Here is a 23651-nt window from a genome sequence, read left to right on the forward strand (position 1 = left end):
CGCGGATACATAATAGGGGGCACCAAGATGAATCCGAAACCAGTGATCGAAATACATCACAAAGATTCCATAGAAACCCAGTTTCTCGCCGAGCCTTCTTTCCCTGCTCGACGAATCAGCCAGCCAGTGGTCATCTATCTGGCACATCTTCACAGCACATTCGGCAAGAACCTTCGCGTGACGATTCCCTTGGGAATGACCTACGTTCATTCCTACCTACGGTCAAGGTTCGGCGACTCGATTGTCGTTAGACAATTTACGACCGTCGAACAGATCGATGCCGCACTGGCCGATCGCATTCCCGATATTTTCGCCTTCGGAAACTATTCTTGGAATACCGGTCTGACCGACTCCGTAATTGCAGAATTGAAAGAGCGCCACCCCGATGTGGTGATTGCCGTGGCAGGGCCAAATATTCCCACCGAAAAGTCCATCGCCGAGGCCGCCATGAACCGGAAGCCGACCGTTGACTTCTTCATCTCCCGAGAAGGCGAGGAGCCCGTCGCAAATTTGGTTGCAGCGTGTCTGCGACTGGACAATGCGCGCGAGGTGATCGGCACAGTAGTCAACGGCTGCTATTCGCTCACCAAAGAAGGGCGGATACTTCAGGGCGACCCGCTCGGCAGGGTAGGAAATCTCGATGATATCCCATCACCCTACCTCACAGGACTGTGCGATGAGTACCTGAGCGATCCGGAATACATACCGCTACTACAGACCTCACGTGGCTGCCCCTATGGGTGCACATTCTGTGTGGCTGGACACGACTGGTGGTCGAAACTCCGAGCGTTCGATGTGGACCGAGTGAAGGCGGAGATCGACTACATTCGCGCACGGACCGCCAATCCGATGCTTCGGATCGCTGACGAGAACTTCGGCATCCTTCCGAGAGATGTCGAAATAGCCCGGCACCTGCGGGCAGTCAAGGACCAGTACTCCTACCCATCAGTTGTACAGGTCTACACCGATAAACATCTCACACGCAACGTTCGCGAAGTCACTCTACTGATGAAGGATCTCATCCCCCTCAATATTAGTTTCCAGTCGCTTGACAAGCAGGTGCTGAAGAACATCAAGCGTGTCAACATCAAAGACACGATGATCGAAGATGCTGCCGCCTTCGCGCGGGAACACAGCCTGGTCTTGTCCACAGAGTTGATATTCGGGCTCCCTGGTGAGACCATAGAATCATTCATGAAATCCCTGGACAAGGTTCTTGACTTCCGGTTCGACAATATCGTCATCTACGCCTTGAATATCCTGGATCAGGCCGAAATGGCATTCTCGGAATATCGTGAAAGATTCGGGATAAGAACCCGGTTCGCACTATCCGAGAACGGCTACTCGGAGTACGCGAACCGGCAGAATTTTGAGGTTGACGAGATAGTCATAGAAACTTCCACAATACCGGAAGCAGACTACCTCGAATCATTCAAATTCATTTTCTTCTTTAATTTTGCGCTATTCTATGGCTGGCTGCGCGAGATTGTGTTCTTTTTCGAAAGCCACGGAATTCGAGCTACATCTATCATTCGCGCGATGCTGTCCGACCCGGCGCAAAGTCCGGTCCTGGCAACATTTGCCGCGCGTTTCGTCGATGGACACCGAGCCATGATGGGAAACAGTCGCGACGAGGTTGCGGATCTCATCCGCGAGGCGGTCAAGCATCGACCCGAACAAGTCGTCGACAACCAGTTTGGGGCGATGCGATTCCAGTATGCAGTTTTCAGTGATCTATTCACCGAAGGACGATTCAAAGACGTTGTTCGTGAGTTCGCAGACGCCGGCTTGCGCGCCTTCCAGAAGGCAGACGCAGCACTGGCAGAAGAATCCTTCTCCGAACAACTCGATGTCATCGTACAACTCACGGAACTTTCATTCATCCCACTGCACGAGCGAGTACAGGAACAGGTCACTGTAGAGTCTCGTTTCGATGTGGTGCGCTGGAAGGAGAGCAATTTCAAGCAGAATCTCACCGAGTTCGAACTGGACCAGCCGACCACTTTTGTACTCTACATCCAGGGCTATGAATACTACAAGAAATTGTGGGACGAGCCGCAAGAAGACATTCGGCGAACCTATCTGCGCAGTTTCGCGAGCACAAATTCCAATCGGCGCCGGCACCTAATCTACGAAGATGCCCACCCCATCACCCCTACGGAGGTAAAAGGTGCTGGAAAACGCGTTGAGATCAGATCCTGAGTCTTCGATGCGAAATGGCGACGTCCCCCTCAACGAAGCGGAACTACTCGACGGTGTCATAAGAGTGTGGCAGGATCTGTTGGGCGTGACAGTCGGGGCGGACACTGACTTTTTCGCTGCAGGCGGACGATCGCTGTTTGCGTTACAGATGCTCGCCGAGGTCCGAACCCGCTACGGACTTCAAATCCCGCTAGAGGTGTTTCTGTCCTCGCCGACACCGCGCATCTTCACCGCTCACCTCGCAGCGTTGCGTGCCGATCACCTCAGACAACGGAACGGTCAGTCGTCCATCGACGCTATCGCGAACGCCATCGATCAAGCTGTCGGCAATGCACGTCACCTCGGCATACAACTCTATGTTTCGGTTGCCGGCCAGGTCGTGTGCGACGTCGCAGTCGGGCAGCGAGACACGGGCGACGAGATCGCCGCCGACGATCTATTGCCGTGGTACAGCGGCGGAAAACCGATGCTGGCCGCTGCAGTTCTCAAACTGCGCATGGCAGGACGATTGGATCTGGACGCCCCCTTGTCAAACTACCTGCCAGAGTTCGCTGCTGGGCGCGAGTTCTCGTGTCGGCACCTGCTCACACACACGACTGGACGGTTGATAGTTGACGGCCATTCGCCCCTCGATCCGACCCTCGTCGGATACGAGCAGGCCATAGACCTGGCGTTGACTGCGCGACTCAGTAACAATGACCGGCCCGGGATGCAGCCGTCCTATTCAGTGTCCGGCCTCGCCTGGTTGTTATTGGCCGAAGTCGTCCGACGGATCGATGGGCGGCGCTTTGATCACTATGTTTCGAGCACTGTCTTCGAACCACTGGGGATCGAGGCCTACTACGGGTTCTCGGACGAGCAATTGGACCGACTCGGCCCCCGAGTTACGACCTACCATCATCAGCCTCGAGTCGCCCAGTACCAGGATACAAGCCACAGCCACAGCGTCCCGGTAGACCGGACACGCTACACCCGAGCATCCTTCCACCGCGGCCTCGATCCAAGTCAGGGGTTGTGGATGAGCGCAAGAGGGATGGCGAGATTTTATGAACATGCATGTGCTCGGTCAACCGATGCCAACTGGTTCGGCCCGTCTGGTCCTCTGGATGGTCCGGCTGCGCAAGAAATGACTCGGCCACAGCGCCCGAGCTATTTCCAGGAAGCCCCGCTTGTGGATTTCGGATTGGGCGTTACCCTCGAAAGCCGACGTCATGGGCCGAATTTCGCCTACTTCGGTTCCTATACCGGAAATAGGTCTTTCGGGCATCAAGGGCATGGCTCATCACCGATGGCCTTCGTGGATCCCGACCATGAGCTCGTTGTTTCCTTCAACGGAAATGGACTTCCAGGGCGAGTAGTTGGCAAACTGATTTGGCATCGCATCAGTGATGCCGTTTATACCGATCTCGGCTTCGCCACGTGACCCGAGGTCGCGCAGTCTTGTCAGCCTGCTCGAACCCGGTGCGACCGACGGCCGCTACTGACCGCGAATCTGGCATCGGCCACCCGCCAACGATCCGGCCACCTTCGCCGTAGTCGGCATCGATGACGGGATGGCGCTGAGCCTCATCCGGCACGCTGAACGGCCCTACGCCCTGCACGATCCGCAGGAAGACACTCCGCAGCAGTGGCTCGATTGGTTTCCGGCTCGCGGGCTTCGAGGCCGACACCTTCATTTCCGCGGGGCAGCCCGCGCGGGGCGAGCAGTTCCGCGACAAGGAAATCGTACTGGTCGACGACTTCGGTGGCGGCACACTCGATTTTGAGCTGGTGGAGATCACAGCCGACGGCAACCATCGTGTTCTCGGCCACGCCGCGCTGCCCGAATGCGGGGCGCGACATCGATGCCGCGATCTTCGCGCACCTGCGAGCGGTACACGGCTCGATGCGCTGCTCTCAGGTGCACCCCCATGTCGATGCGGGTATCAGCACGATGCACCACAGACCCGCGACCGTTCATCTGATCGCGCGTCAGCACTGCTGTTCCCGCTCGGGATGCGGCTGTGTTTACGGACCGTCGCGCGAACCGGGACCGACCGGCCGCGCCCGACCAACCGATTCGTCACCACCGCCGCGCTGCTGGCCGGTGTCATGGGCGGGATACGCCGGGTGATCGACGCGAGCGAGGTCGCCGATGTCGTAACCTTCCTCGCCTCCCCGCGCAGCATCGCCATCACCGGCGACGCCGTCGCGGCAGGCGGTGGCGTGCCCGGACCGGTCTTCTACTGACCGGCCCGGCCACCCCACCCTCGGTCTACGCGACGCCCTCTCGACCGCAGTCCACGAACGGCTCCGGCCCGCCTGCGCAGGGCGGATCGTCCATGCGTCGGGGATTTTCCCGATATCACGCTCAGCGAAAACCGTTCCAGGCGGGATTATCTCGTCGATGCGTTCCAGGATGGTGTGGCTCAGCGTGATCTCGGCCGCGCCGAGGTAGGTGTCGAGATGCTCGCCGGTACGAGGGCCGATGATGGCGGCGGCGACGTCGGCATGGGCGAGCATTAGACCGATCGCGAGCTGGACCAGGGTGAGGCCCGATTCCTCGGCGAGCACGGCGAGCGCGTCGGCAGCGGCGAGTTTGTCCGCGTTGGCGGGAGCGTCGATGTCGAATCAGCCCGGGATCAGTTCGGCCCGATGCGAACTCGCTAAGGCGTGCCGAGGCGATAGTTGCCGGAGAGCCACCCCGCAGCGAGCGGGCCGTAGGTGATCACGCCGACGCCGTACTCGCGAGCGATCGGCAGCGTCTCGCGTTCGCTGCCGTGAATCAGCGGGGAGCGCGGAACCTGTTCGGTCGCAGAATGATTGGCCATTGTTCGGTCGGCGATCCACTGGGCTTCGATCAGTTCGCCGGGTGAGAAGATCGAAGTGTCGTAGTAGCGGATCTTGCCTACGCGGACGAGGTCGTCGAGGGCGGCGACGGTGTCCTTGAGTGCGGTCACCGATTCGGGGGTCGAGGTGGTCGGTGTCGAGGCGGCGCAGAGAATCCTCGACGGCGCGGGCGATTCAGCGCCGGGAGTTGCCCCGGTGGGTGGGGTCGTTGTCGACGGCGTTGTCAAACTTGCTGACCAGGATCACCTCGTCGCGTCGGTCGCACAGCGCCTCCTCGGCGACACCGAAGACGAGGCGATCGAGAAATACCACGCGATCCGTAACGAACAGGTCACCGGACAGACTGCACTGATCCTGCTCGAACAGATCTGGAACCGCGATCTGTCCGGCTACGACCCCGAGGGCCCGATCCCCGCCATCGACCCGAGCCCGACCATTCAGGACCACGCGTTCCTGCACCAGGATCGCTTCGGCACGGTCCAGCGGTTGCGTGTGATCGCCGAAGCCAAGAAGCTGACCCTGCGCGAGACAGTGATCGACCAGTTCGAACGCCGTCCGATCGTCGGAACGCCGGTCCGGGTCGCGGAAAAGATCGACGAAATTCGTCGACCGCGTGGTCCCCCTGCCCAAGGCCGCGGAGCCATTCGCACCGACTACACCGGGACAACCCTGCAGGGCAACCTCGGCCTACCCGACACACGATCGGCGAACGTTCCCGCCGACGTCTGTGTTGTGTTGCTGCTGTCGGTACCTCGCGTCAATGCCCACAGCAGCCACCTGCGTCGCAGGCCAACCTCCCGACCATGGGCCAATCGCGCAGACGCGGGCTCGTGGTCACGTTCAAGGTGCCGTGCGAAAGTGCCCTGCTTCTCTGCTGCTCAGTCGAGACAGAACTCGTTGCCCTCGATATCCTGCATCACCAGGCACGACTCGTTGACGCCATCGGCGCGCAGCAGTCGCACGCGCACCGCGCCGAGTGTGACCAGTCGCGCGCATTCGGACTCGAGTGCGGGCACGCGCTCGTCACCCACCAGCCCAGTGCCAACCCGCACATCAAGATGCACCCGATTCTTCACGACCTTTCCTTCGGGCACACGCAGGAAGAGCAGGCGCGGGCCCTTCCTGATGGATCAACACATGCTGCGCCCCGGTGCTCGTACCCCAACACCTCAGACCAGAAGTGAGCGACGCGCTCTGGTTCTGCGCAGTCGAAGGTGACTTGGATCTGTCTAACCGACGCCATCTGCCCACAATAGAGACGGTGTCTCACGTCGTCTCCATTTCGAATCGGCACGCTCACAATGCGATACACGGATTCGGTCAGCACGGTGTGCGGCGATGTGCGCCTCAGCTCGGCAACGCTGCCGCGAGTTCGGCACAGAGTGCATCCAGTCCGGATGCAGGGATTTGAGGCGCGACCGGAGAATCGGCGTTGTGCCACGGCGCATCTCGTGCGGTAGCGCAAGGTCGGGTGAAGACGTGCTGGTGAAGGTGAACACCGGCCGCGCTCAGGCCCACGGCGAAGGTGAAGACGTAGGCGGGCCGGTGGGTCACCACCACGACGTCGTCGATATGGATCACCAGGCTCACCAGTGGTCCGGTCCCGTTGTCTTTGTCGCAGATCATGCACCCCCACCTGTCGGCGACGATACCGCTGCTCCGACAGCTAGTACGTAAGCGCGCGTCGAACTCTCGATTCAGCGCGGGCGCTCACCGGGTAGTCCCCGTGCACGACAAGGTATATCGGACCAGGAGTCGATTCCGAATTCCTCGACGGCTTCCGAACGATCTCAGCCGTCCGCGCAACGTCATTCTGAGAAACCGGTTGACGGATCAGATGAATCGGTGATCACCTGAGTACGTGGCCAAGATGCACACAGACGAGGCGACCATCAACTCAGACCTCGTCCGCCGGCTGATGCACTCTCAGTTCCCCCAGTGGGCAGAGCTGCCGATCGAACGCCTCGCTTCCGGAGGGACCGTCAACGCCGTCTACCGGCTCGGTGACACATTGACGGTCAGGCTTCCCCTCACCTCCACAGGCACCCGCGATCTGGAACGCGAGCGCCGATGGCTCCCGAAGGTCGCACCTGCGCTGCCGGTCACGATCCCCACCGTGGTTGCCGCGGGTGAGCCTGCCGAGGGATACCCCTGGCCCTGGGCGGTGCACAAGTGGATCGACGGTGAAACTCCGGTCGAAGGCCGCCTCACCGGGCCACAGCAGCTTGCCCACGACCTGGCGGAATTCGTGACAGCGATGCGCAAGGTCGACCTGGACGCTGGCCCCACCGCCTACCGCGGCGCCCCGCTGGTCACAGTCGACCGTCGTACCCGTGCCGCGATCGAGGACCTGAGCCGCACCGACGAGCCGTTCGACGCTAACGCTATTGCCTCTGCCTGGGAGGAAGCACTCGCCGCAACCGCCTGGACCGCGACCGCTTGCTGGGTGCACTCCGATCTGATGCCCAGCAACCTGCTCGTCGCCGCAGGCAGGCTGACTGGAGTACTCGACTTCGCCACCGTCGGGGTCGGTGACCCCGCATGTGACCTCATCCCCGCTTGGAATTTGCTGTCGTCCTCTGCCAGAGAGGTTTTCCGCGACGCCGTTGACGTCGATGACGCCACCTGGTTGCGCGGGCGCGGTTGGGCGCTTTCTATGGCCATCATTCAGCTCCCGTACTACCGAAGCACCAATCCGATCATCTCCGCCAATGCCCGCCATACCATCGGCGAAATCCTCACCGCTCGAGACAGCTGATCTCTAACACGGGCGTAGTTCAGAAGCCTGTCTGAATTGCCCCTTCTAACAGATCGACCCGCCCAATTGCCTCGTCTGGACGAGATCCAGGCTGGCACCACCAACCGGATCGAGACTGCCCGCACTCCACATGGCTCGGCGACATCGACCAGCTTCAGACCACGCTTAACCACATCGAAGCAAACGACACAATCGTCTCGATCTGCTCGCCCCGCGACCCAGGCCTGGTCATCCCATAACCGGCTGAGACACGGTGTTCAGGCTATGAGCAGCCGGAGGCCGAGATCTGTCGCGTCGAGATCGGCGAGATCGCGGTTGCGCTCTGCCCACTTACCCGAGGTGAGGTCGTCGCTGAGGCGTCGCACCGCCCGACGCTCGGCCTCCTGTCCGACCCTCGTCCAGGTCGATACCGCACGGCGCACATGATCCTGCAAATACGCCCTGGGACGGCGCCAATACGCCTCGAACAGACCATCGGTGCAGTCCCACGGAATCGGCACCGGCTCCGCGACAGCACCGATCGGCTCGGCCATCGCCGCCAGCGAGGGAAAGTCTGCGAGGAGGTCGCCGAACTCGGGCAGATAGTCGCGGGTCAACCAGAACCTGTCCTGCCACCCGGGCTCGCCGGCGTCGAAAGTGAGCACCACCACCCGGCGTGCCACACGCCGCATCTCGCGCAACCCTCCGATCGGATCGCGCCAATGATGGACGGTGGACACGGCCATCGCCACGTCGAAGGACTGATCGGCAAACGGCAGACTCTCGGCCACGGCAGCCATGCACGGCGCTGAGCCGGCAGGGCGCTGCGCCCGCATGACCGCCGACGGTTCTACCGCGGTCACATCCCGATCGTAGGGCTCGTAGGACCCGGTCCCGGCACCGACATTCAGCACCGTCTGCGCGTCCCCGAGCCCGTCCCAGATCTGCGCGGCGATCCGCGGGTCAGTGCGCCGTGTCGCGGTGTAGTCGCCGCCGATCGCGTCGTAGAGCTGTGCACCCAACATCCCCAGTTGCTCCTCCGGACTCACCGTGACCCCCTTCGCCCGTGCCTCGAGTTCTCTATTGATGGCAGCGACCATGGCATCGGTATGATCGCGCCGTTCCATCAGCAGGCCACGGAGTCGGTGCAGATGCGTGATCGCATCAGTGGACCGATCGCCGACCAGGTCCGCGACCTCCCGCAGCCCAAAGCCCAAGCGCCGGTAGGCAAGTACCTCGCGTAATCGCTCCACGTCGTCCGCGGAGTACGCCCGGTACCCGACTGCAGTTCTCGCCGATGGCTGTACGAGCCCGATCTGGTCATAGTGATGCAGCGTGCGGACGCTGACGCCCGCCAACTCGGCCACGCGTCCCACGGTCAAGTGCTCCTCCACGGCACTGACTATGCAGCCTGACGCCACGTGAGGGTCAAGCAACTCGCAGCAGGAGCGAGAACCGGTGCCCGGAAGCTGCGCAGGTTCACACGGGCAAGCGGTAGTTCAGAGAAGCAGACGTGCTCGTGTCGGCAGCCGGTGACGTACGGGCGGGCACAACCGCCCAGTTCAACTGTGCGTTTCTCGAAGTTTCTCTGCACTCGTCAAGTTGATCAAGACGGTGTGGTTGCCGCGGTAGGCCAGGGCAGGACGGTCAATTCGGGCCACTGCCGGAGCCAGCGGCTGGCCTTGGCCTCGTAGACGGTGCGCGGTGCGAGAACCGGATTGGGGCGCACGATCAGGTTGAAAACGTCCGACAGCCCGTGTGGGGCATACACACGCCAACGCCCGCCAGGTTGTTCGAGGCGAACTCCCAGACAGCAGGTAGTGGCGGCGAAGGAGTCGATCGCGTCCTCGCTGGACCTGTATGCAGGACATGGCGTCCCGAACTTCTGCTCGTACCAGAGATGAACACGCGCCTCGTTGCGGATCTCCACCTCGGCTGGAATGTCGGCGAAAACGTGCTTCGCCGACTGGATCACGGCGTCCTCCGCCTCCCACGACAGATCGGTGGAGTTGAAGTAGAACAGGTCGTAGTCCTTGATGCCCTCTCCTGGGCGCCGACCGGTGACTGTGTTCCAGACGGTCTGGAACAGGCAGCCCGCCGTGAGATACCAGCCGGGCAGTTCCAGCGAAGCCGACCGGGTCAGCACCTCCGTCAGCACCTCGTTGCGCGAGAGCGCCTCGCGGAAGGCTTCGAGTTGTTCGTCGACAGGAAGTTGGCTGATCACCGCCTATGCCTACCACCAGCACCTGACACATGACGACCGCAACGAGTGGACTGCACGCCAAGTTCGACCGGCGCGACGCCCGCTCGCTGATCGCGATGCCTGATCGCCCTACCCCAGCAACTCCGGGTCCCTGGCTTCGCCGCATCCAGCACGCATCTTCCGTCAAATCAACGCGAACTCAGCTTCGACAACCAGCCGACCAGAATGAATTCTCAGGTCAACGCATTCCCATCTTCGACGTGCCCCGCCGAGGGCACGAGCCAGCGACATCGCGCCAGGACCGGACTTAACCGAGCCTCCTGGTCTCGCTCAGGCCTGAAGTTCGAACGTTTGTGACACCTAGATTTCGCACTCACCTATAAGCCGTCCCGGGAGCTGCCATAGCGGCCTGCTCGCATAGACACGGTAGCCGGCGCAAAAGCGCAACGGTCCCCACACGTTGCGTATTCCCGCCTGATCGGACCGGTCCGGGGCTCAGTGAACAACCAGGAGAATGAAACATGTTGCCCTACAGATGTTTCTGCGAAGGATTGCGAGAGAGGTGTTGACAGTTACCTAGCAGCGATCTAGGTTAGATACCACTCCAGCACTGTTATTCGTCATATTTGTCCGGGATCTGTGCACAAGTCCCCTCTCGCGCACAGATTTGTGGCATCTATGCCACTTTTCAGCCTGTTCGGCGCCCTCTGTGCCGGGTGCGGCGAACGCTGGTGATCGAGCCCGTCGTTCCGCCGCAGACCCCGCTCCAGGAACGCATCCACGGCCCGCTGCCGGTGCGTTTCATCCCCCGCACAACCGACCCGGAGATCATCTACGGCTTCGCTGTCGTGGGTGATGCGGGCCGTGTCACCGATCGCGACGACTACATCTGGGGACGGGTCAGCGAGTCACTGCCCTGGGTGGCCACGCAAGGTGTTACCGCCCACTGGCTGCGTCACACCACATTGACCTGGGTCGAACGAACTTTCAGCTATGCCGTGGCCCGTGCTTTCGGCGGACACCGTGGTAAGAATTCCGGCACTACCGAAACCTACGTCAAGTCGTACTTGGACGAAGTCGCTGCCGCGCTCGCGGTACTCACCGGCGAGCCGCACCCGCTTGCGCGCGGTGTCGGGCACCCGGCTGCGACTGTCGAACTCGGCCACCGGACCATCTGAAAGGCATTGCTACGCCTGAGACGGTAAGCAACACGGACCGGCGGGTGTTGCCCGCCGATCCGTGTTGCTTGGTTGGGGATGAATGTCAGTGGGGGCTGGAACAGTTGTCGCTATGGATGTACGAACCGTCGTTGTCGCAGGTGCCTCGCTATCCGTTGAACTTTCCGGGCGAAAGACGTTGCCCCCGCTTCTGCTCCTCCACGGCGGAATGGGGAGCACCGCCGATTTCGCCGAGCTCGTGCCCCTCCTTGCACATGACCGCCGGGTGATCTGCCTGGACAGTCGCGGACACGGACGCTCCACCCTGGGCGACGTGCCGTTGAGCTATCAGCGCCTCGAGTGGGATGCGCTCGCTGTCCTGGACGAGCTCGGCGTCGCGCGTGCCGACGTGATGGGATTCAGTGACGGAGGCATCGCAGGGCTCCGACTCGCCGCGCATCACCCGGAAAGGGTCGGGATGCTGTTCACGATCGGTTCGGACTGGACCTTGCCGGAGGCGAGCCGCGCGTTCCTGTCGCAGGTCACCCCGCAAGGGTGGTGCGACCGCAACCGGAATGGCCCGTACTCCGAGGCGGCCTACACCGCGAAGAACCCGGAGCCTGACTTCGAACGGCTGGTCAGGGAGAACGTGACCATGTGGATCGACGACACCAACGCGACCGGATACCCCGGCGAGGACATCCGGAAGATCAGCGCCCCGATCGTCATGATCCGCGGCGCCGACGACCGCCTCTCCAGCCACGATCTCGCCGTTGCTCTACTGCAGATGCTGCCAGGGTCCGCGCTGCACGAACTCCCTGACGCCGGACACGAAGTCGCCGCCAGCCGACCCGCCGCCGTCGCCGAGATCGTTCGTCAGGACCAGACTCACACGGTCTGAGAATTGCCTCGTGATTCAAGGACTATCGCTGCATTGATGTTCAGCGGTTGCTCGGTTACGTAGTGGTGGTCAGCGCGGATTCTTCCCATGGAGTTCTTCTGTCACCACCACGACCGAACCGGATCGATGACGCTCCGACGCGAGCTGCTGGAGCAGCCCTGAACCTAGATGGATCAGTTCGATAATGCTCCACCTCATGGCAATTGGCCAGCAGGCTACTGGCCAATTGCACCGTCCACGAGTGCTACTTTCAAAACGCAAGGTGCGGTGAGCGCTGGTCATCCCGCCGCAAGCCCCGCTTCAGGAACGCATCCACGGCCCGCTGCCGGTGCGCTTCATCCCCCGCAACCGTCCCCGGAGATCATCGACGGCATCGCGGTCGTGGGTGATGCGGGCCGTGTCACCGAACGCGCGGTGCTCTCGACGCTGGGATGGCTACCGGACAGCGGCTGGCAGTGTCGCGCCGAGAGAATCGACTGATTCTCGTATGCGGACGACCGATGGCCACAAGTTCGCTCCAGTGATGCGCGCATCACTGGAGCGAACTCGGTATCGGTGATCACAGGTCGACGGTGACTCGGCGTCCTCGCGCACGGTCGGTGCACAGCAGCATCGTGTCGGGTTCCTCGAGGAACCGCGCGGTCCCTCGACTCTCGATGGCACCGGCGAGCACCTTGACCCGGCAAGTGCCGCAGAAACCTTGCTGGCACGAGTAGGCGGTGCCCGGCCGGGTCGCGCGCACCGCGGACAGGGCCGACTGGTTCGCGGCGACCTCGACCTCGGTATCGGTGCGCGCCAAACGGATTCGGAACTGCTCGCCGCCGATCACCGGTGGTGCCGAGAAGCGTTCGAAATGCAGTCCTGCCGCACCCGTTTCGGGCAGGAACGCACGAAAAGTGTCGTGCAGCAGGGGCGGACCGCAGTAGTAGATCGACGACCCGGCGCGGACGTCGGCGAGCAGCTCGGCAGGGTCGGGGCGGCCGTTGCGCTCGGTGGTCAGCACGCGGACCCGGTTCCGGTCCGTGGCGGCGAGCTCTGCCAGGAACGGCAGGGTCGCTTCGTTGCGGCCGAAGTAGGTGAGGGTCCAGTCGAGGCCGGAGCGGTGGGCGTGGCCGATCATGGGCAGCAGGGCGGTGATGCCGATCCCGCCGGCGACGAAGGCGATGTTGTCGACGCCGGCCTTCGACAGCCCCGGGTCAGCGAATGGAAAAGCATTGCGCGGCCCACGAATCGACAGGATCGAGCCTGCGCGTACATCGTCGTGGATCTCGGTCGACGCCGTTCCGCCGTCGATCCAGCGCACCGCGATCCGGTACGTCGTCCGGTCGTCGGGATCGCCGCACAACGAGTACTGGCGAACCGTCCCCGACGGCAATGTGACATCGATGTGCGAGCCGGGATGCCAGCGCGGCAGCTCGGTTCCGGCACAGGATCGCAGCGTCAGGCTCACCACGCCCAGCGCCTCGGTCGTCTTCTCCACGACCCGGACCGCGATGCCACGCTCCACGACCGCGGGCCCGGTCGCGGGCAGGCGCATGTTGCTGAGCGCACTGTAGAAGCGCAGCAGGGAACGGTAGGCCCGCATGACCCGGTCGGGCCGGTTCGGATCGGTGAAAGACGGTGGGATGCGGCGACGGTCGAGCACGACGCCGACCCGGTCCGCGGTGGTCCGGATCTCGCTCATGACGCGGCCAGTGCGGCGGGAGAGGCCGCGAGGTAGGCGACCGCCTGCGAGGTCGAGCCGTAATTGCGCGGATGGTAGGACGGCCTGAAGTACTCGATGGACATCTTCGCGAGGCTGCCGGGTGACGGCACCATCCCCGCGCGCCAGGCGCGGCGCGCGGCCCGCACTGTCGCGAACAGTCCGCGTTCGGCGACCGGATCGTCGTTGAGCAGCAGCCGCATTCCGCGCAAGTGCAGCAAGGCGAAGGTGGGCATCGCGACCAGATAGGCCCTGATGCGATGCCAATAGCTGCCGTCCAGATGCGTGAACAGGTCGTAGGCGACGTGCCGATGTTCGACTTCCTCGGCAAGGTGCCACAGCACCAGGTCGAGCACTCGCGGCTCGATGGTGCCTCGGCGCCACGCGTCGGCGTTGAGCGCCCAGTCGCCCAGGTACGACGTGAAGTGCTCGAGCGCCGCGACGACGGCGACGCGTTCGAGCAGCCAGTTGTGCGCACGCCGGTCGGTCAGTTCGCGCTCGCCGAGCAGAGCGCGGAAGAACCACCGGATCTGGTCGGTGAACCGGGTGGAGTCGAGCCCGTGCAGGTCGAGGTAGTCGACCAGGCTCTGATGCGCGGACGAGTGCGTGGCCTCCTGCCCGATGAAACCCACGACGTCCTCGTGGACCTCGGGATCGGTGATCAGCGGCAACGCCTGCTGGAAGACCTGGACGAAGAACACCTCGCCCTCGGGCAGCAGCATGTTGAAGCTGTTGATCACATGAGTCGAGAACGGGTCGTCGTAGACGTAGTGGAACGGCAGACCGGTCCAATCCCATTCCACGGCACGTGCTTTGAGTGCGACTTTGTCCTGATCACGCAGAGTGCTCACGGGGTTCTCCTGCCTGGGTTGCGGTGGTGGCTGCTTCGACGGCGTCGACGAACGCGCGGATGCGGTCGGCGATCTCGGCGGGGTTGAACGCCGGGGCCCAGTGGCCGCCGTCGACGTCGTGGACCTGCCACTGGTCGGCGACGTGGGCCACGTCGCGCTGTGCGGCGGGCGTGATGAAGATGTCGCGACGCGGGGCGAGCACCTGCACCGGCACACCGACCCTGCGCAGGCGGGGACGGAGCAGCGTCGGTACCAGATTGGCGCTGTAGATCTTGAGGCCGGCGCGGTTGTCGCGCGCCCGGTGCGGCGAAATATTCGGTGCCACACCGGCTTCCAGTCGGTGCGCGAGCCCGATCGCGGCGTCGACGAGACCGAGCCTGCACAGCAGCGCGCCGAGCACGGGGGTGGCCAGCGCGCCCATGTACAGCGGGGACTTCCACATCGTGGCGACCGCACGCCATCCGGCCGGTCCGGCGGCGAGACTGCTGCGCAGCCAGTGCGGGACACCGTCCAGACAGGGCCCGGAGATCGAGGTCAGGGAGGCGATCGCCGAGCGCGTCGCCGGGGCCGCGGCGGCGTGCCAGGCCTGCACCGCGCCCCAGTCGTGGCCGATCAGGTGCACCGGCCGACCCGGGGAGACCGCCGCGGCTACCGCGCCGATATCGGCGGCGAGCTGATCCTTGCGATAGGCGGAGATCGCCCGGGGTTTGTCCGATTCGCCGCTGCCACGTACGTCGAACGTCACGGTGTGGAACCGGTCCGACAGCACGCGCGCGACGCCGTTCCAGACCGTCTGGTCGTCGGGGAAGCCGTGTACCAGCACGACGGTGGGCCGGGCGAGGTCGCCGGCCGTGGTGACGACCAGGCGATGTCCGTCGGTCGTCTCGATGGGGAAGCTCATCTGCGAATGCCCTTCTGCCTCGGATCATCGGTGATCCGAACGAGCTCGTCGTCTATGACGCGCTACATAGTGGGATGCCAGCAATGTAGCCGTAACTGCGTGTTACAGTCAATGGCGAATGTGTTTCTACCTGTGTAACTCGGGTGGAAATGGTGCGCGAACGGGATCGTGGCAGAATCTGGATATGATGATGAACATAGGATGGTGACGCGGTGACCGCAGAGAACAGCGCGGCCGGAGTGACAGCGTCGGCCCGCGACAAGATGCTGATCGGCGCCGCCCTGCTTTTCCGGGAGAAGGGCATCGAGGGCACCTCCTTCGCCGACGTGATCGCCCGCTCGCAGGCGCCCCGGGGCTCGATCTATCACCACTTCCCCGGCGGGAAGGCACAGCTGGCCGAGGAGGCCACCCGGCACGCCGGGGCGCTGATGGCGTCGATGATCCTCAACGATCTGGCCACGAGTGGCCCCACCGCGACGCTGTCGCACATCGTCGACCTCTTCCGGCGCCAGCTCCACGACACCGATTTCGCGGCAGGCTGCCCCATCGCCGCGGGCGCGCTGGAAAGCGGCGATTTCGCCGAGGCGAAGAACGCCGCGGGCGAGGCCTTCGCGTCCTGGGAGTCGCTGATCACCGTCGCGCTGTGGCAACAAGGGGTACCGATGCCACGCGCCCAATCGCTGTCGACCACCGCGATCGCGGCGATCGAGGGCGCGATCCTGGTCGCCAAGGCGCAGCGATCGACCACAGCCCTGGATCGGGTAGATGCCGAACTCACCGCATGGCTGACGGCAGTACTGCCTACCGCGCGCACCGAGAACGACGTATGACCGACACCGCCACCGACGGGCGAGCACCGTTGCGAGCCGCGTCCACTACAGATTTCTCGCCGGAGGCCACCACCCCATGTCGACCACCACGCTGAACCCGATCGATGTCGCCTTCCTCTGGGGGGAAACCGACTCCAACCTGATGAACATCGCACACCTCGACATCTTCCGGCTGCCACCGGACGCGGGCCCGGACTTCGTCGCGGACCTGCTCGACGACCTACGGACCTACACCGGTGCGACCAGCCCCTTCGACCGCCGCATCGACTCCGCGCTGATCGCTCGTGTGCTCCCACAATGGGTCAGCGTCGAAGCGCCGGACCTCGACTACCACCTCCAGCACCATGTACTGCCCGCGCCGGGCGGACAGCGTGAGCTCGGCGCCCTCGTCTCGCGCCTGCACGGTGTACCGATGGATCGGTCGCACCCCCTGTGGCAACTGCACGTCATCGAGGGCCTCGACGACGGACGCCTGGCGCTCTACGTCAAGGGACACCACGCCCTGCTCGACGGCGTCGCCACCGTGCGGCTCGCCCGCAAAGTGATGTCGAACGATCCCGACGAACGCGGTAGGCCGGCGATCTGGGCCTATCGCGAAACCCGGAAGCCCCGGCCCCGCCCCACCCCGGATTCGGCAGGTACGGGCGCGAGCCCGGTCTCCTCGCTCCGGCGACTGATGAACGCTCCGATCCGGGGAATCGCCGATCAGCTCACGGGTGTGCAGGCGATCTCACGCATGTACGGCGGGCTGTTCGAATCCGACGCGGCCCTGGTCAAGCCGTATTCCGCGCCGGCATCGATCCTCAACGGCGCGATCACCGCCGAACGCCGGATAGCCACCCAGTCGTTCGATCTGGCGCGCATCACCGCGCTCGCTCAGCGATGCGGGGGAACGATCAACGACGTCATCCTCGCGATCTGCGCGGGCGGCCTGCGCCGCTACCTCGCCGAGATCGACGCGCTGCCCGCGGACTCACTGATCGCCGGCATGCCGATGTCGTTCCGCCCCAAGGACAGCGACGACGCCGAGGGCAACGCGACGACCATGGCGCTGGCCACCCTCGCGACCGACATCACCGATGTGCGGGAACGCGTCTCGGCGATCGTCGCCTCGACGGTCGCTGCCAAGGAACACATGAGCCGGATGTCGGGCGCGGCGGTCATGGCGTACACGGCGATGCTCATGGCGCCCTTCGGCGCGAGTCTGGTACTCGGCGTGAGCAGCCGGATCACGCCGATGTTCAATGTCGTCATCTCCAATATGCCGGGGCCGAGCCGGCAATTGCACTACAACGGTATGACCCTGGAGGAGTGGCACGCGGTATCGATCCCGCTCGACGGTCAAGCACTCAACCTGACGATCCTGTCCTACGCGAATCGCCTCAACCTGTGTGTGACCGCGTGCGCGACCGCACTGCCCCATGTCCAACGGGTCGCACCGTACTGCGGTGACGCGCTGGCCGAACTCGAACGTGCCTACGGGCAATAGCGACAACGAAAGGCAATGGCATGGAATTTCTCCGCACCGACCGGAACGGCCCCGTTCAAACCATCTGGTTGAACAACCCGCCCTACAACTTCCTCACCGATGCCGTGATGGGTGAACTACTCGACCTCCTGCGCGCCATCGACGGTGACGACGGAGTCCGTGCGGTCGTGCTCACCAGCGCCGTCGACGGGGTCTTCGTCAGCCATTACTCGGTGTCGGAGATCCTGGAGGGCGTCGAGGCCGCACCGCTGACGCTGAACGCGCGCACGGCCGGCGCAGCGCTGCGGATGAGTTCCTTGGCCGACCATGTTCCCGGCGGGCAGTCGGGCTTGGCCCGGGCCGGTGCGGGCGGTGTCGCGAATCTCCGCCGCTATCACGAGGTGTGCCGACTGATGCGGGAGTCCAGCACCGTCTTCATCGCCGCGCTCAACGGCCGCGCGCTGGGTGGCGGTTGCGAGCTGTCGCTGGCTTGCGACCTGCGCCTGATGGCCGACGGTCCCTTCGAAATCGGGCAGCCCGAGATCCTGGTCGGCATCATCCCCGGCGGCGGTGGCACCCAGATGCTGACTCGCGTGCTCGGCGCGGGGCGTGCGCTCGAATTGTGTCTCGAGGGCGCTCCGATCACCCCGAGCCGGGCACTGGAGATCGGGCTCGTGCACAGATTGATCGACGCCGACGAGCTGCTGACCGAGGCGCAGGCGACGGCTGCCAGGTTGGCGAAGCGCTCCCCCACTGCGGTCCGTGGTATCAAACACGCTGTCTACCAGGGTGGTTCGACCTCACTCGAGAAGGGCCTGCACATCGAACGCGCCCACTTCCTCACCGCGGCGTCCACGCCGTCGGCCAAACGCGCGATGGCCACCTACCTCGCCGACGTCGAATCGACGATCGACGCGGGCCGCGACATGTCCGACTTCGTCGCGGACAGCCTGCCGGGCTGGATCGACGGCACCAAGGTGGACTTCACCGAATAGCGCGGCCAGGCTGCCGCTGCCGATCGCGGTCCTGCCTGCCCATGACTACGTCACGGGTGGCTCGAACTCGAAGAGCTGCTCGCTCAGGTCGGCTGTGGCTGCCAACCGGGACCTCGGAACAGGAACCCGAGCTTGTCCGAGAATTTCGCCGCGTTCTGCACGTCCTGCCAGATCGCGACTATCTCGCGGGCGTTGATCTTTGCGATGTTGTAGGTGTCGACGTTCTTGGTGAGGCCGTAGATCGCCTGCTCGCCCTCCGGTTCGAAGGAGCCGAAGACGCGGTCCCAGATGATGAGCACACCACCGTAGTTGCGGTCGAGGTATTCGGTGTTGGAGCCGTGATGCACGCGGTGGTGGCTCGGTGTGTTGAACACGAATTCGATAGGCGCCCAGAGTTTGCCGATGGCCTCGGTGTGGATGCCGAACTGGTACAGCAGGTTGATCGCGTAGGAGGCGGCGATGATCTTGCCATCGATTCCCGACAGCGCCAGCGGTGCCAGGAACGGCAGGGACGTGACAACCAGCCATGGCGTACGCAGTGCTGTGGTGAGGTTGAAGTTCTCGCTCGAGTGATGCACGACGTGGACCGACCAGAACACCCGGATTTCGTGGTGCGCGCGATGAAACCAGTAGTAGGCGAAGTCGACCCCGATCAGCGCGACGGCCCACGCAACCCAGCCCTCGAGGTGCCATGGCACCAGCGAGGAAACAGTTGCGAAGATCGCGAGCTCCGCCAGCGCCCAGGGAATGTTGAGCACTTGATACCCCACACCGGCGGCGATGGAGGTAGCTGAGTCACGGTAGTCGTAGGGCTTGCCGTGACGCTTGATGTACACGAACTCCGCCACGACGGCGACAAGGAAGACCGGAATCGCCAGCCAGATCAGCATGGTCGAGACATCCATGCCGGACAGCGCGGTCGCAAGCCCGGGCATGACGACTACGGCAGCCGTGCTCAGTCCCGCGAGGAGCAGACCGCCGGCCACGACGAACCTGGTCCGGCGGCGGGCCCGGAACTTCTCCCGCCACACCTCGGTAGTCGATCTCGTGCCACTCATAGGTAAACCATCGTCCGGAGCCGCACCCCACACCAGGCACCCCAGGTGTGGCTGATCGCCACCTTGTTGCCGGCAGGGCCGAATGCCCGCCGATATCGCGACCGGAATCAGGACGGCTTCGGCACGGCTTCCGGGATGCGTCTCATCCGGAACGAGGTGAACAACCCGACTAGACCGGCCAGCAGCGGAACCAGTAGTGCCACCTGCAGAGCGAAGGGCCGAGCCTCGGTGTTGATGCGAACGATCTCGTCGCGGATCTGCGGCGGTTGGTCGACGAGCAGCTGATCGAGCTGGGTGTTGCTCATGATCTCGGCGTCGTCCTCCAGCACCTGCGCCACCTGTTGTTGCTGTGCCTGCGGGAGCACCGTGCTCGATTCCGCCATGCTCGTGAAGGTGATCGACAACGTCGCCAGCATGATGGCGCCGGCGAACGCCAGCCCGAAGGACAACCCGAACGACCCGGCCGCCGAATTGACGCCGGCGGCTTCGCTGATCCGCTCCTCCTCGATCGGGGCCAGTGTGTAGTTGTTGAGCTGAGACACCAGCAGACCCAGCCCTGAGCCCGCGATGATGAGGGGAATGATGAGCCCCCAGCCGAATTCCGCGCGGGGCACGATCGGAACGAGTACCACCGTCCCGACCGTCAGGAGCACAAATCCCCACCGGATGATGGTGCTCGCGGGCCGATCGCCCGCGTATCTGCCGGTGAGCAGCGCTACGGCGAACATGCTCAACGACAGGGGGGCGATGGACAGTCCTGCTTGCATCGCGTTGTACTCGAGCACCATCTGCAGGTAGATCGGCAGGGCGATCATCGTGCCGCCGAGGGCGATCTGCTGCAGCATCTGTCCCGAGATGCCCAGCCGGAAGGCCTTGGAACGGAACAGATCCGGGTCGAGCAGTATCGATTTGCCCGCACGCTTGCGCCGAACGAGCCAATAGGCGAGGCCGGCCAGCGCGACGGCCCCGAGGGCCAGGAGTGCGCCGACTGCTTCACCGCCCTCCTGCCACACCAGGATTCCCAGCACGATTCCGCCCATACCGAGTACCGACAGCACCGCCCCGACCAGGTCGACGCTGCGTGGGCCGGTATAGGACACATCGCGGACGATGCCCATCCCGGACAGCACGATCGCGATAACGACGACCTCCAACACGAACCCGACGCGCCACGACAGGTAGGTGGTGATGAATCCGCCGAGCAGTGGGCCGACCGCGGCCGCGATCGCGGCCGCCGCGCCGACCAGGGCATAGACCTTCTTCTGCGCCGCGCCTTCGAAGTTGCCGTGGATCAGCGATTGCATGGCGGGCAACAGCAGCGACGCGCCGATCCCGCCGAGCACCGCCCAGAAGATGACGATCGCGATCAGGCTCTGCGCGAACGCCATCGCCGTCGCCCCGATCGCGTAGCCGATCAATCCCAGCGCATAGGCCCGCTTGCGTCCGATCAGGTCACCTGCTTTTCCGCCGATCAGAATGAATGCGGCCGAAACCAGCGCTTCCAACGCGATCGCCGCTTGGACCCCGCTGACGGTCGTGTCGAGATCTCGCACCACCGCCGAGATCGACACGTTCATCAGCGATGTATCGACGACGAGCACGAACATCGCCATCGCCAGCAACACCGCCAGCAGTCGCTGTGTGCCGCCCGTCTGCCCAGCCGAATCGTTGCTCATCGACGCTCACCATCCCGGCAGTCGTGACGTACTTCTGCTGTTTGCTATGACCGGAACCCATTGCAACACGGAATTCACCGTGAACGTCGGACCGACGACGCCGTGACCTCGACGAGAAGACCTGATCCGAGCGACACTCACCCGTCCCGAGCCGGCACCGCCTCCGTGACCGGTGAGTCGCGTTCGACCAACGCGGGCCGTGCCACCAGTTCCACCACCAGCAGGGCTGCCACCGCGACGAGCACGGTCACCACCACGACCACGCCCGACGGGTACGGCCAGAACACCAGGGTCGTCACCGCGATCACGATGACGACCACCCGCAGCGGGATGCGGAACCGTGCGACCGCGGACTCGATCGGATTCGGGGCCCGCCCGTCCTCGGAGCGCAGCGCGTCGAGCGCCCGAGTACCAGCGCCACGGACCGCGGCCGCCGATCCCGACGATCCGGTGAGGTAGCCGACGACCGCGATCACCACGGCCAGCACGAACACCGCCCGCAACGCGGTGCGCAGCGGAACCAGCACGGTGTCGATCAGCACCGTGGCCGCCTGCGCGGAGAGCACATCCGCAGGGACGGCCCCCAGATACCACGACCGGCCGAGAGCGATCGCCACGGCCAGCAGCGCCATCGCGATCGCGATGCTGACTCCGACCAGCGCAACGGCGCGTCGGCGTGCGCCGTTCGGCGCCACCCACACGGCACCGACGGCGGCCAGCAGGGTCAGCCAGGGCAGCACCGCGGAGGCCTTGTCCAATGCCGAGGTCGCCCGCTGCGCCTTGACGAGTTCGGGCGATTCGAACAGCACGAACGACTTGTCGACCGTGGGGACCTTGTCCGCGAACGCGAACCCCCGATCGATCAGCGCTGCCCGAACCCGGTCGATGATCGGGGCCAGCGAGATGCTGACCACGCCCTGATCGCTGACATCGACGCCAGGCCGGGTCTGCCCGGTCAGCACCGCGACCAGCGCCTGATGCGCCTGCTCGTTGGCCTGGATCCACAGGGCTTCGAACTGGTCGGAGGCCACGAACGATGCCACCGTCCGGTGCACGAACGACTCGGCCTGATCGGCGATCACCGGCGCCAGCCCGACCACGGCGGGCGGCACGCGGGGAGCGTCGTCGGCGATCGACCGCAGCGCGTCGGCGGTGATCGCCTCGACATCGAGGCGCGTCATGACCTCGTCGGTGATCTGATCGGTGAGTTCGCCCTGCAGCACCGGGTCCGACCCCAGCGCGGCCATTGTCCGGACATAGCGGTCGGTGTCGAGGACCTCGCTGTGGGCGTAGCGGGCGAGGACCGCGGAAAAGGACAGGACGGCGACCAGCACGAGCAGGACCGCCGCACCTGTCCAGCGCAATCTCCGGTGACCGGAGGGACGTCGGCCCTCGGCCGGAGCAACGTTCGGCGATTTCTCATCGCGGGCGCTACGAAGTTCGGCCAGCTCCTGTCGCAGGCGCTGTAGTTCCGCGCGCTCAGCCGCGTCGAGTGGTTCGTCGGCTCCGCTCGAGGCATTCACGATGCTCCTCCGATACAGCCCGAAGGCCGGCCGGGAGTTGCCGCTCCGCGGCCGGATGTTTCGTCGTTCAGACCAACTCGGGGACGCGCAGATGGGCGAAGCCGAGTCGGAACTCCGCCACCTCGAGGACCTCGGCTCCCATGGTGCGGATCGCTTCGGCGCGCATGCGATCCACCAGGGGGCGGCTGTTGTCCAATTCCTCTCGGCTTGCCCAGACCGTGGATCCCACCCCTCGGCCGGTGTCCCGGTCGACGAACAGGCTGGCGCTGCGGAATCCTTCGATCTTCTCGAATTCCGGCAGCAAGCTGGACTTGAATGTGTGGATCGCCAAGTCGACTGCCGTCGGGTCGACCTGGATCCAGGTGCATCGGGTGCAGGCACTCGCGCCGGCCAGGTGATCGCGGTGCATGACCGCGACTTCCCATTCCTCGATGTGCTCGACCTGTCCGTTGAGCGCTTCGGCCAGACCGTCGCGCAGCGATCGGACGCGCATCCTGCTGTCGTGCAGGGCGTCCTCCGATTCCCACGCGGTCGTGGCGATGCATCGGCCTGTCGCCCTGTCCACCATCAGTGACATACCGACCCACCCGTCGATTTCGGGCATATTCGGCATCACCG

General features: G+C 64.1%; 21 protein-coding genes and 3 pseudogenes. 9 read left to right on the top strand and 15 right to left on the bottom strand.

Annotated features, from left to right (window positions below; genetic code table 11):
* Positions 1-27 precede the first annotated feature (27 nt).
* On the top strand, positions 28-2202 hold the full coding sequence (locus ACFVVI_RS11925) for a B12-binding domain-containing radical SAM protein (protein ID WP_387445258.1): 2175 nt from the start codon (positions 28-30) through the stop codon (positions 2200-2202).
* Positions 2171-3625: a serine hydrolase gene (locus ACFVVI_RS11930; protein ID WP_387445260.1), complete on the top strand. Its 1455-nt coding sequence runs from the start codon at positions 2171-2173 to the stop codon at positions 3623-3625. Before ACFVVI_RS11925 ends, ACFVVI_RS11930 begins: the two co-directional genes overlap by 32 nt.
* 143 nt (positions 3626-3768) lie before the next feature.
* Here ACFVVI_RS11930 and ACFVVI_RS11935 read toward each other — a convergent pair whose 3' ends face one another.
* Complete coding sequence (locus tag ACFVVI_RS11935; protein ID WP_387445262.1) at positions 3769-4014, bottom strand: hypothetical protein; 246 nt, start codon at positions 4012-4014, stop codon at positions 3769-3771.
* 288 nt (positions 4015-4302) lie between these two features.
* Between ACFVVI_RS11935 and ACFVVI_RS11940 the strand changes: the two are divergent.
* A pseudogene (locus ACFVVI_RS11940) lies at positions 4303-4431 on the top strand (short-chain dehydrogenase); the annotation flags it as partial.
* A 204-nt stretch (positions 4432-4635) separates the two neighbouring features.
* Here ACFVVI_RS11940 and ACFVVI_RS11945 read toward each other — a convergent pair.
* The 5 genes and pseudogenes from ACFVVI_RS11945 to ACFVVI_RS11965 form a co-directional block, all read right to left on the bottom strand.
* A pseudogene (locus tag ACFVVI_RS11945) lies at positions 4636-4755 on the bottom strand (aldo/keto reductase); the annotation flags it as partial.
* Between the two features lie 92 nt (positions 4756-4847).
* Complete coding sequence (locus ACFVVI_RS11950; protein ID WP_387445264.1) at positions 4848-5141, bottom strand: aldo/keto reductase; 294 nt, start codon at positions 5139-5141, stop codon at positions 4848-4850.
* A 64-nt stretch (positions 5142-5205) separates the two neighbouring features.
* A complete protein-coding gene (locus ACFVVI_RS11955) occupies positions 5206-5343 on the bottom strand; it encodes a hypothetical protein (RefSeq protein ID WP_387445266.1) in 138 nt (45 codons plus the stop codon).
* 566 nt (positions 5344-5909) lie between these two features.
* Positions 5910-6274: pseudogene (locus tag ACFVVI_RS11960) on the bottom strand (VOC family protein).
* Positions 6275-6378: 104 nt separating this feature from the next.
* Complete coding sequence (locus ACFVVI_RS11965; RefSeq protein WP_387445267.1) at positions 6379-6621, bottom strand: hypothetical protein; 243 nt, start codon at positions 6619-6621, stop codon at positions 6379-6381.
* Between the two features lie 280 nt (positions 6622-6901).
* Here ACFVVI_RS11965 and ACFVVI_RS11970 point away from each other — a divergent pair, with 280 nt between their 5' ends.
* Positions 6902-7789: an aminoglycoside phosphotransferase family protein gene (locus ACFVVI_RS11970; RefSeq protein WP_387445387.1), complete on the top strand. Its 888-nt coding sequence runs from the start codon at positions 6902-6904 to the stop codon at positions 7787-7789.
* Positions 7790-8046: 257 nt separating this feature from the next.
* Here ACFVVI_RS11970 and ACFVVI_RS11975 read toward each other — a convergent pair whose 3' ends face one another.
* Positions 8047-9135, bottom strand: coding sequence for a methyltransferase domain-containing protein (locus tag ACFVVI_RS11975; protein ID WP_387445269.1), 1089 nt, complete (start codon positions 9133-9135; stop codon positions 8047-8049).
* 239 nt (positions 9136-9374) lie between these two features.
* Positions 9375-9992 carry a nucleotidyltransferase family protein gene (locus tag ACFVVI_RS11980; protein WP_387445270.1) on the bottom strand — a complete coding sequence of 206 codons (618 nt, stop codon included), beginning with the start codon at positions 9990-9992 and terminating at the stop codon, positions 9375-9377.
* A gap of 710 nt (positions 9993-10702) precedes the next feature.
* Between ACFVVI_RS11980 and ACFVVI_RS11985 the strand changes: the two genes are divergently transcribed.
* Positions 10703-11149 (top strand): hypothetical protein, encoded by a 447-nt coding sequence (locus ACFVVI_RS11985; RefSeq protein WP_387445271.1) that lies wholly within the window; start codon positions 10703-10705, stop codon positions 11147-11149.
* Between the two features lie 112 nt (positions 11150-11261).
* Entirely contained in the window at positions 11262-12029 is a 768-nt protein-coding gene (locus ACFVVI_RS11990) for an alpha/beta fold hydrolase (protein WP_387445272.1), read from the top strand.
* Positions 12030-12588: 559 nt separating this feature from the next.
* Here the strand turns inward: ACFVVI_RS11990 and ACFVVI_RS11995 are convergent.
* The 3 genes from ACFVVI_RS11995 to ACFVVI_RS12005 are packed head-to-tail and all read right to left on the bottom strand — an operon-like array spanning position 12589 to position 15483.
* On the bottom strand, positions 12589-13713 hold the full coding sequence (locus ACFVVI_RS11995; RefSeq protein ID WP_387445273.1) for a PDR/VanB family oxidoreductase: 1125 nt from the start codon (positions 13711-13713) through the stop codon (positions 12589-12591).
* The gene (locus tag ACFVVI_RS12000) at positions 13710-14582 is read right to left on the bottom strand and encodes a metal-dependent hydrolase (RefSeq protein ID WP_387445274.1); all 873 of its coding nucleotides are present in this window, start codon (positions 14580-14582) and stop codon (positions 13710-13712) included. The genes ACFVVI_RS11995 and ACFVVI_RS12000 overlap by 4 nt, the downstream gene beginning before the upstream one ends.
* Positions 14566-15483, bottom strand: a complete 918-nt coding sequence (locus ACFVVI_RS12005) for an alpha/beta fold hydrolase (protein ID WP_387445275.1) — start codon at positions 15481-15483, stop codon at positions 14566-14568. Before ACFVVI_RS12005 ends, ACFVVI_RS12000 begins: the two co-directional genes overlap by 17 nt.
* Before the next feature lie 212 nt (positions 15484-15695).
* Between ACFVVI_RS12005 and ACFVVI_RS12010 the strand changes: the two genes are divergently transcribed.
* The 3 genes from ACFVVI_RS12010 (at position 15696) to ACFVVI_RS12020 (ending at position 18776) form a co-directional block, all read left to right on the top strand.
* The gene (locus ACFVVI_RS12010) at positions 15696-16313 is read left to right on the top strand and encodes a TetR/AcrR family transcriptional regulator (RefSeq protein WP_378994578.1); all 618 of its coding nucleotides are present in this window, start codon (positions 15696-15698) and stop codon (positions 16311-16313) included.
* Positions 16314-16389: 76 nt separating this feature from the next.
* On the top strand, positions 16390-17802 hold the full coding sequence (locus ACFVVI_RS12015) for a wax ester/triacylglycerol synthase family O-acyltransferase (protein ID WP_387445277.1): 1413 nt from the start codon (positions 16390-16392) through the stop codon (positions 17800-17802).
* Between the two features lie 20 nt (positions 17803-17822).
* Positions 17823-18776 carry an enoyl-CoA hydratase/isomerase family protein gene (locus ACFVVI_RS12020; RefSeq protein ID WP_379312553.1) on the top strand — a complete coding sequence of 318 codons (954 nt, stop codon included), beginning with the start codon at positions 17823-17825 and terminating at the stop codon, positions 18774-18776.
* Positions 18777-18859: 83 nt separating this feature from the next.
* Here the strand turns inward: ACFVVI_RS12020 and ACFVVI_RS12025 are convergent, their stop codons facing one another.
* The 4 genes from ACFVVI_RS12025 to ACFVVI_RS12040 form a co-directional block, all read right to left on the bottom strand.
* Positions 18860-19834, bottom strand: a complete 975-nt coding sequence (locus ACFVVI_RS12025; RefSeq protein ID WP_387445279.1) for a sterol desaturase family protein — start codon at positions 19832-19834, stop codon at positions 18860-18862.
* 107 nt (positions 19835-19941) lie between these two features.
* Positions 19942-21510 carry an MFS transporter gene (locus ACFVVI_RS12030; protein ID WP_379312550.1) on the bottom strand — a complete coding sequence of 523 codons (1569 nt, stop codon included), beginning with the start codon at positions 21508-21510 and terminating at the stop codon, positions 19942-19944.
* 137 nt (positions 21511-21647) lie between these two features.
* Positions 21648-23033, bottom strand: a complete 1386-nt coding sequence (locus ACFVVI_RS12035) for a hypothetical protein (RefSeq protein ID WP_387445280.1) — start codon at positions 23031-23033, stop codon at positions 21648-21650.
* Positions 23034-23100: 67 nt separating this feature from the next.
* Complete coding sequence (locus ACFVVI_RS12040; protein ID WP_379312548.1) at positions 23101-23646, bottom strand: hypothetical protein; 546 nt, start codon at positions 23644-23646, stop codon at positions 23101-23103.
* Positions 23647-23651: the final 5 nt, after the last annotated feature.

It is taken from the genome of Nocardia sp. NPDC058114, from assembly GCF_042884695.1.
GTDB lineage: Bacteria > Actinomycetota > Actinomycetes > Mycobacteriales > Mycobacteriaceae > Nocardia.

Coding starts and splice junctions, on each gene's coding strand:
- ACFVVI_RS12025 (WP_387445279.1), bottom strand. CDS start 19,834: ATGAGTGGCACGAGATCGACTACCGAGGTGTGGCGGGAGAAGTTCCGG.
- ACFVVI_RS12040 (WP_379312548.1), bottom strand. CDS start 23,646: ATGCCGAATATGCCCGAAATCGACGGGTGGGTCGGTATGTCACTGATG.
- ACFVVI_RS11925 (WP_387445258.1), top strand. CDS start 28: ATGAATCCGAAACCAGTGATCGAAATACATCACAAAGATTCCATAGAA.
- ACFVVI_RS12030 (WP_379312550.1), bottom strand. CDS start 21,510: ATGAGCAACGATTCGGCTGGGCAGACGGGCGGCACACAGCGACTGCTG.
- ACFVVI_RS12015 (WP_387445277.1), top strand. CDS start 16,390: ATGTCGACCACCACGCTGAACCCGATCGATGTCGCCTTCCTCTGGGGG.
- ACFVVI_RS12020 (WP_379312553.1), top strand. CDS start 17,823: ATGGAATTTCTCCGCACCGACCGGAACGGCCCCGTTCAAACCATCTGG.
- ACFVVI_RS12005 (WP_387445275.1), bottom strand. CDS start 15,483: ATGAGCTTCCCCATCGAGACGACCGACGGACATCGCCTGGTCGTCACC.
- ACFVVI_RS11970 (WP_387445387.1), top strand. CDS start 6,902: ATGCACACAGACGAGGCGACCATCAACTCAGACCTCGTCCGCCGGCTG.
- ACFVVI_RS11995 (WP_387445273.1), bottom strand. CDS start 13,713: ATGAGCGAGATCCGGACCACCGCGGACCGGGTCGGCGTCGTGCTCGAC.
- ACFVVI_RS11990 (WP_387445272.1), top strand. CDS start 11,262: ATGGATGTACGAACCGTCGTTGTCGCAGGTGCCTCGCTATCCGTTGAA.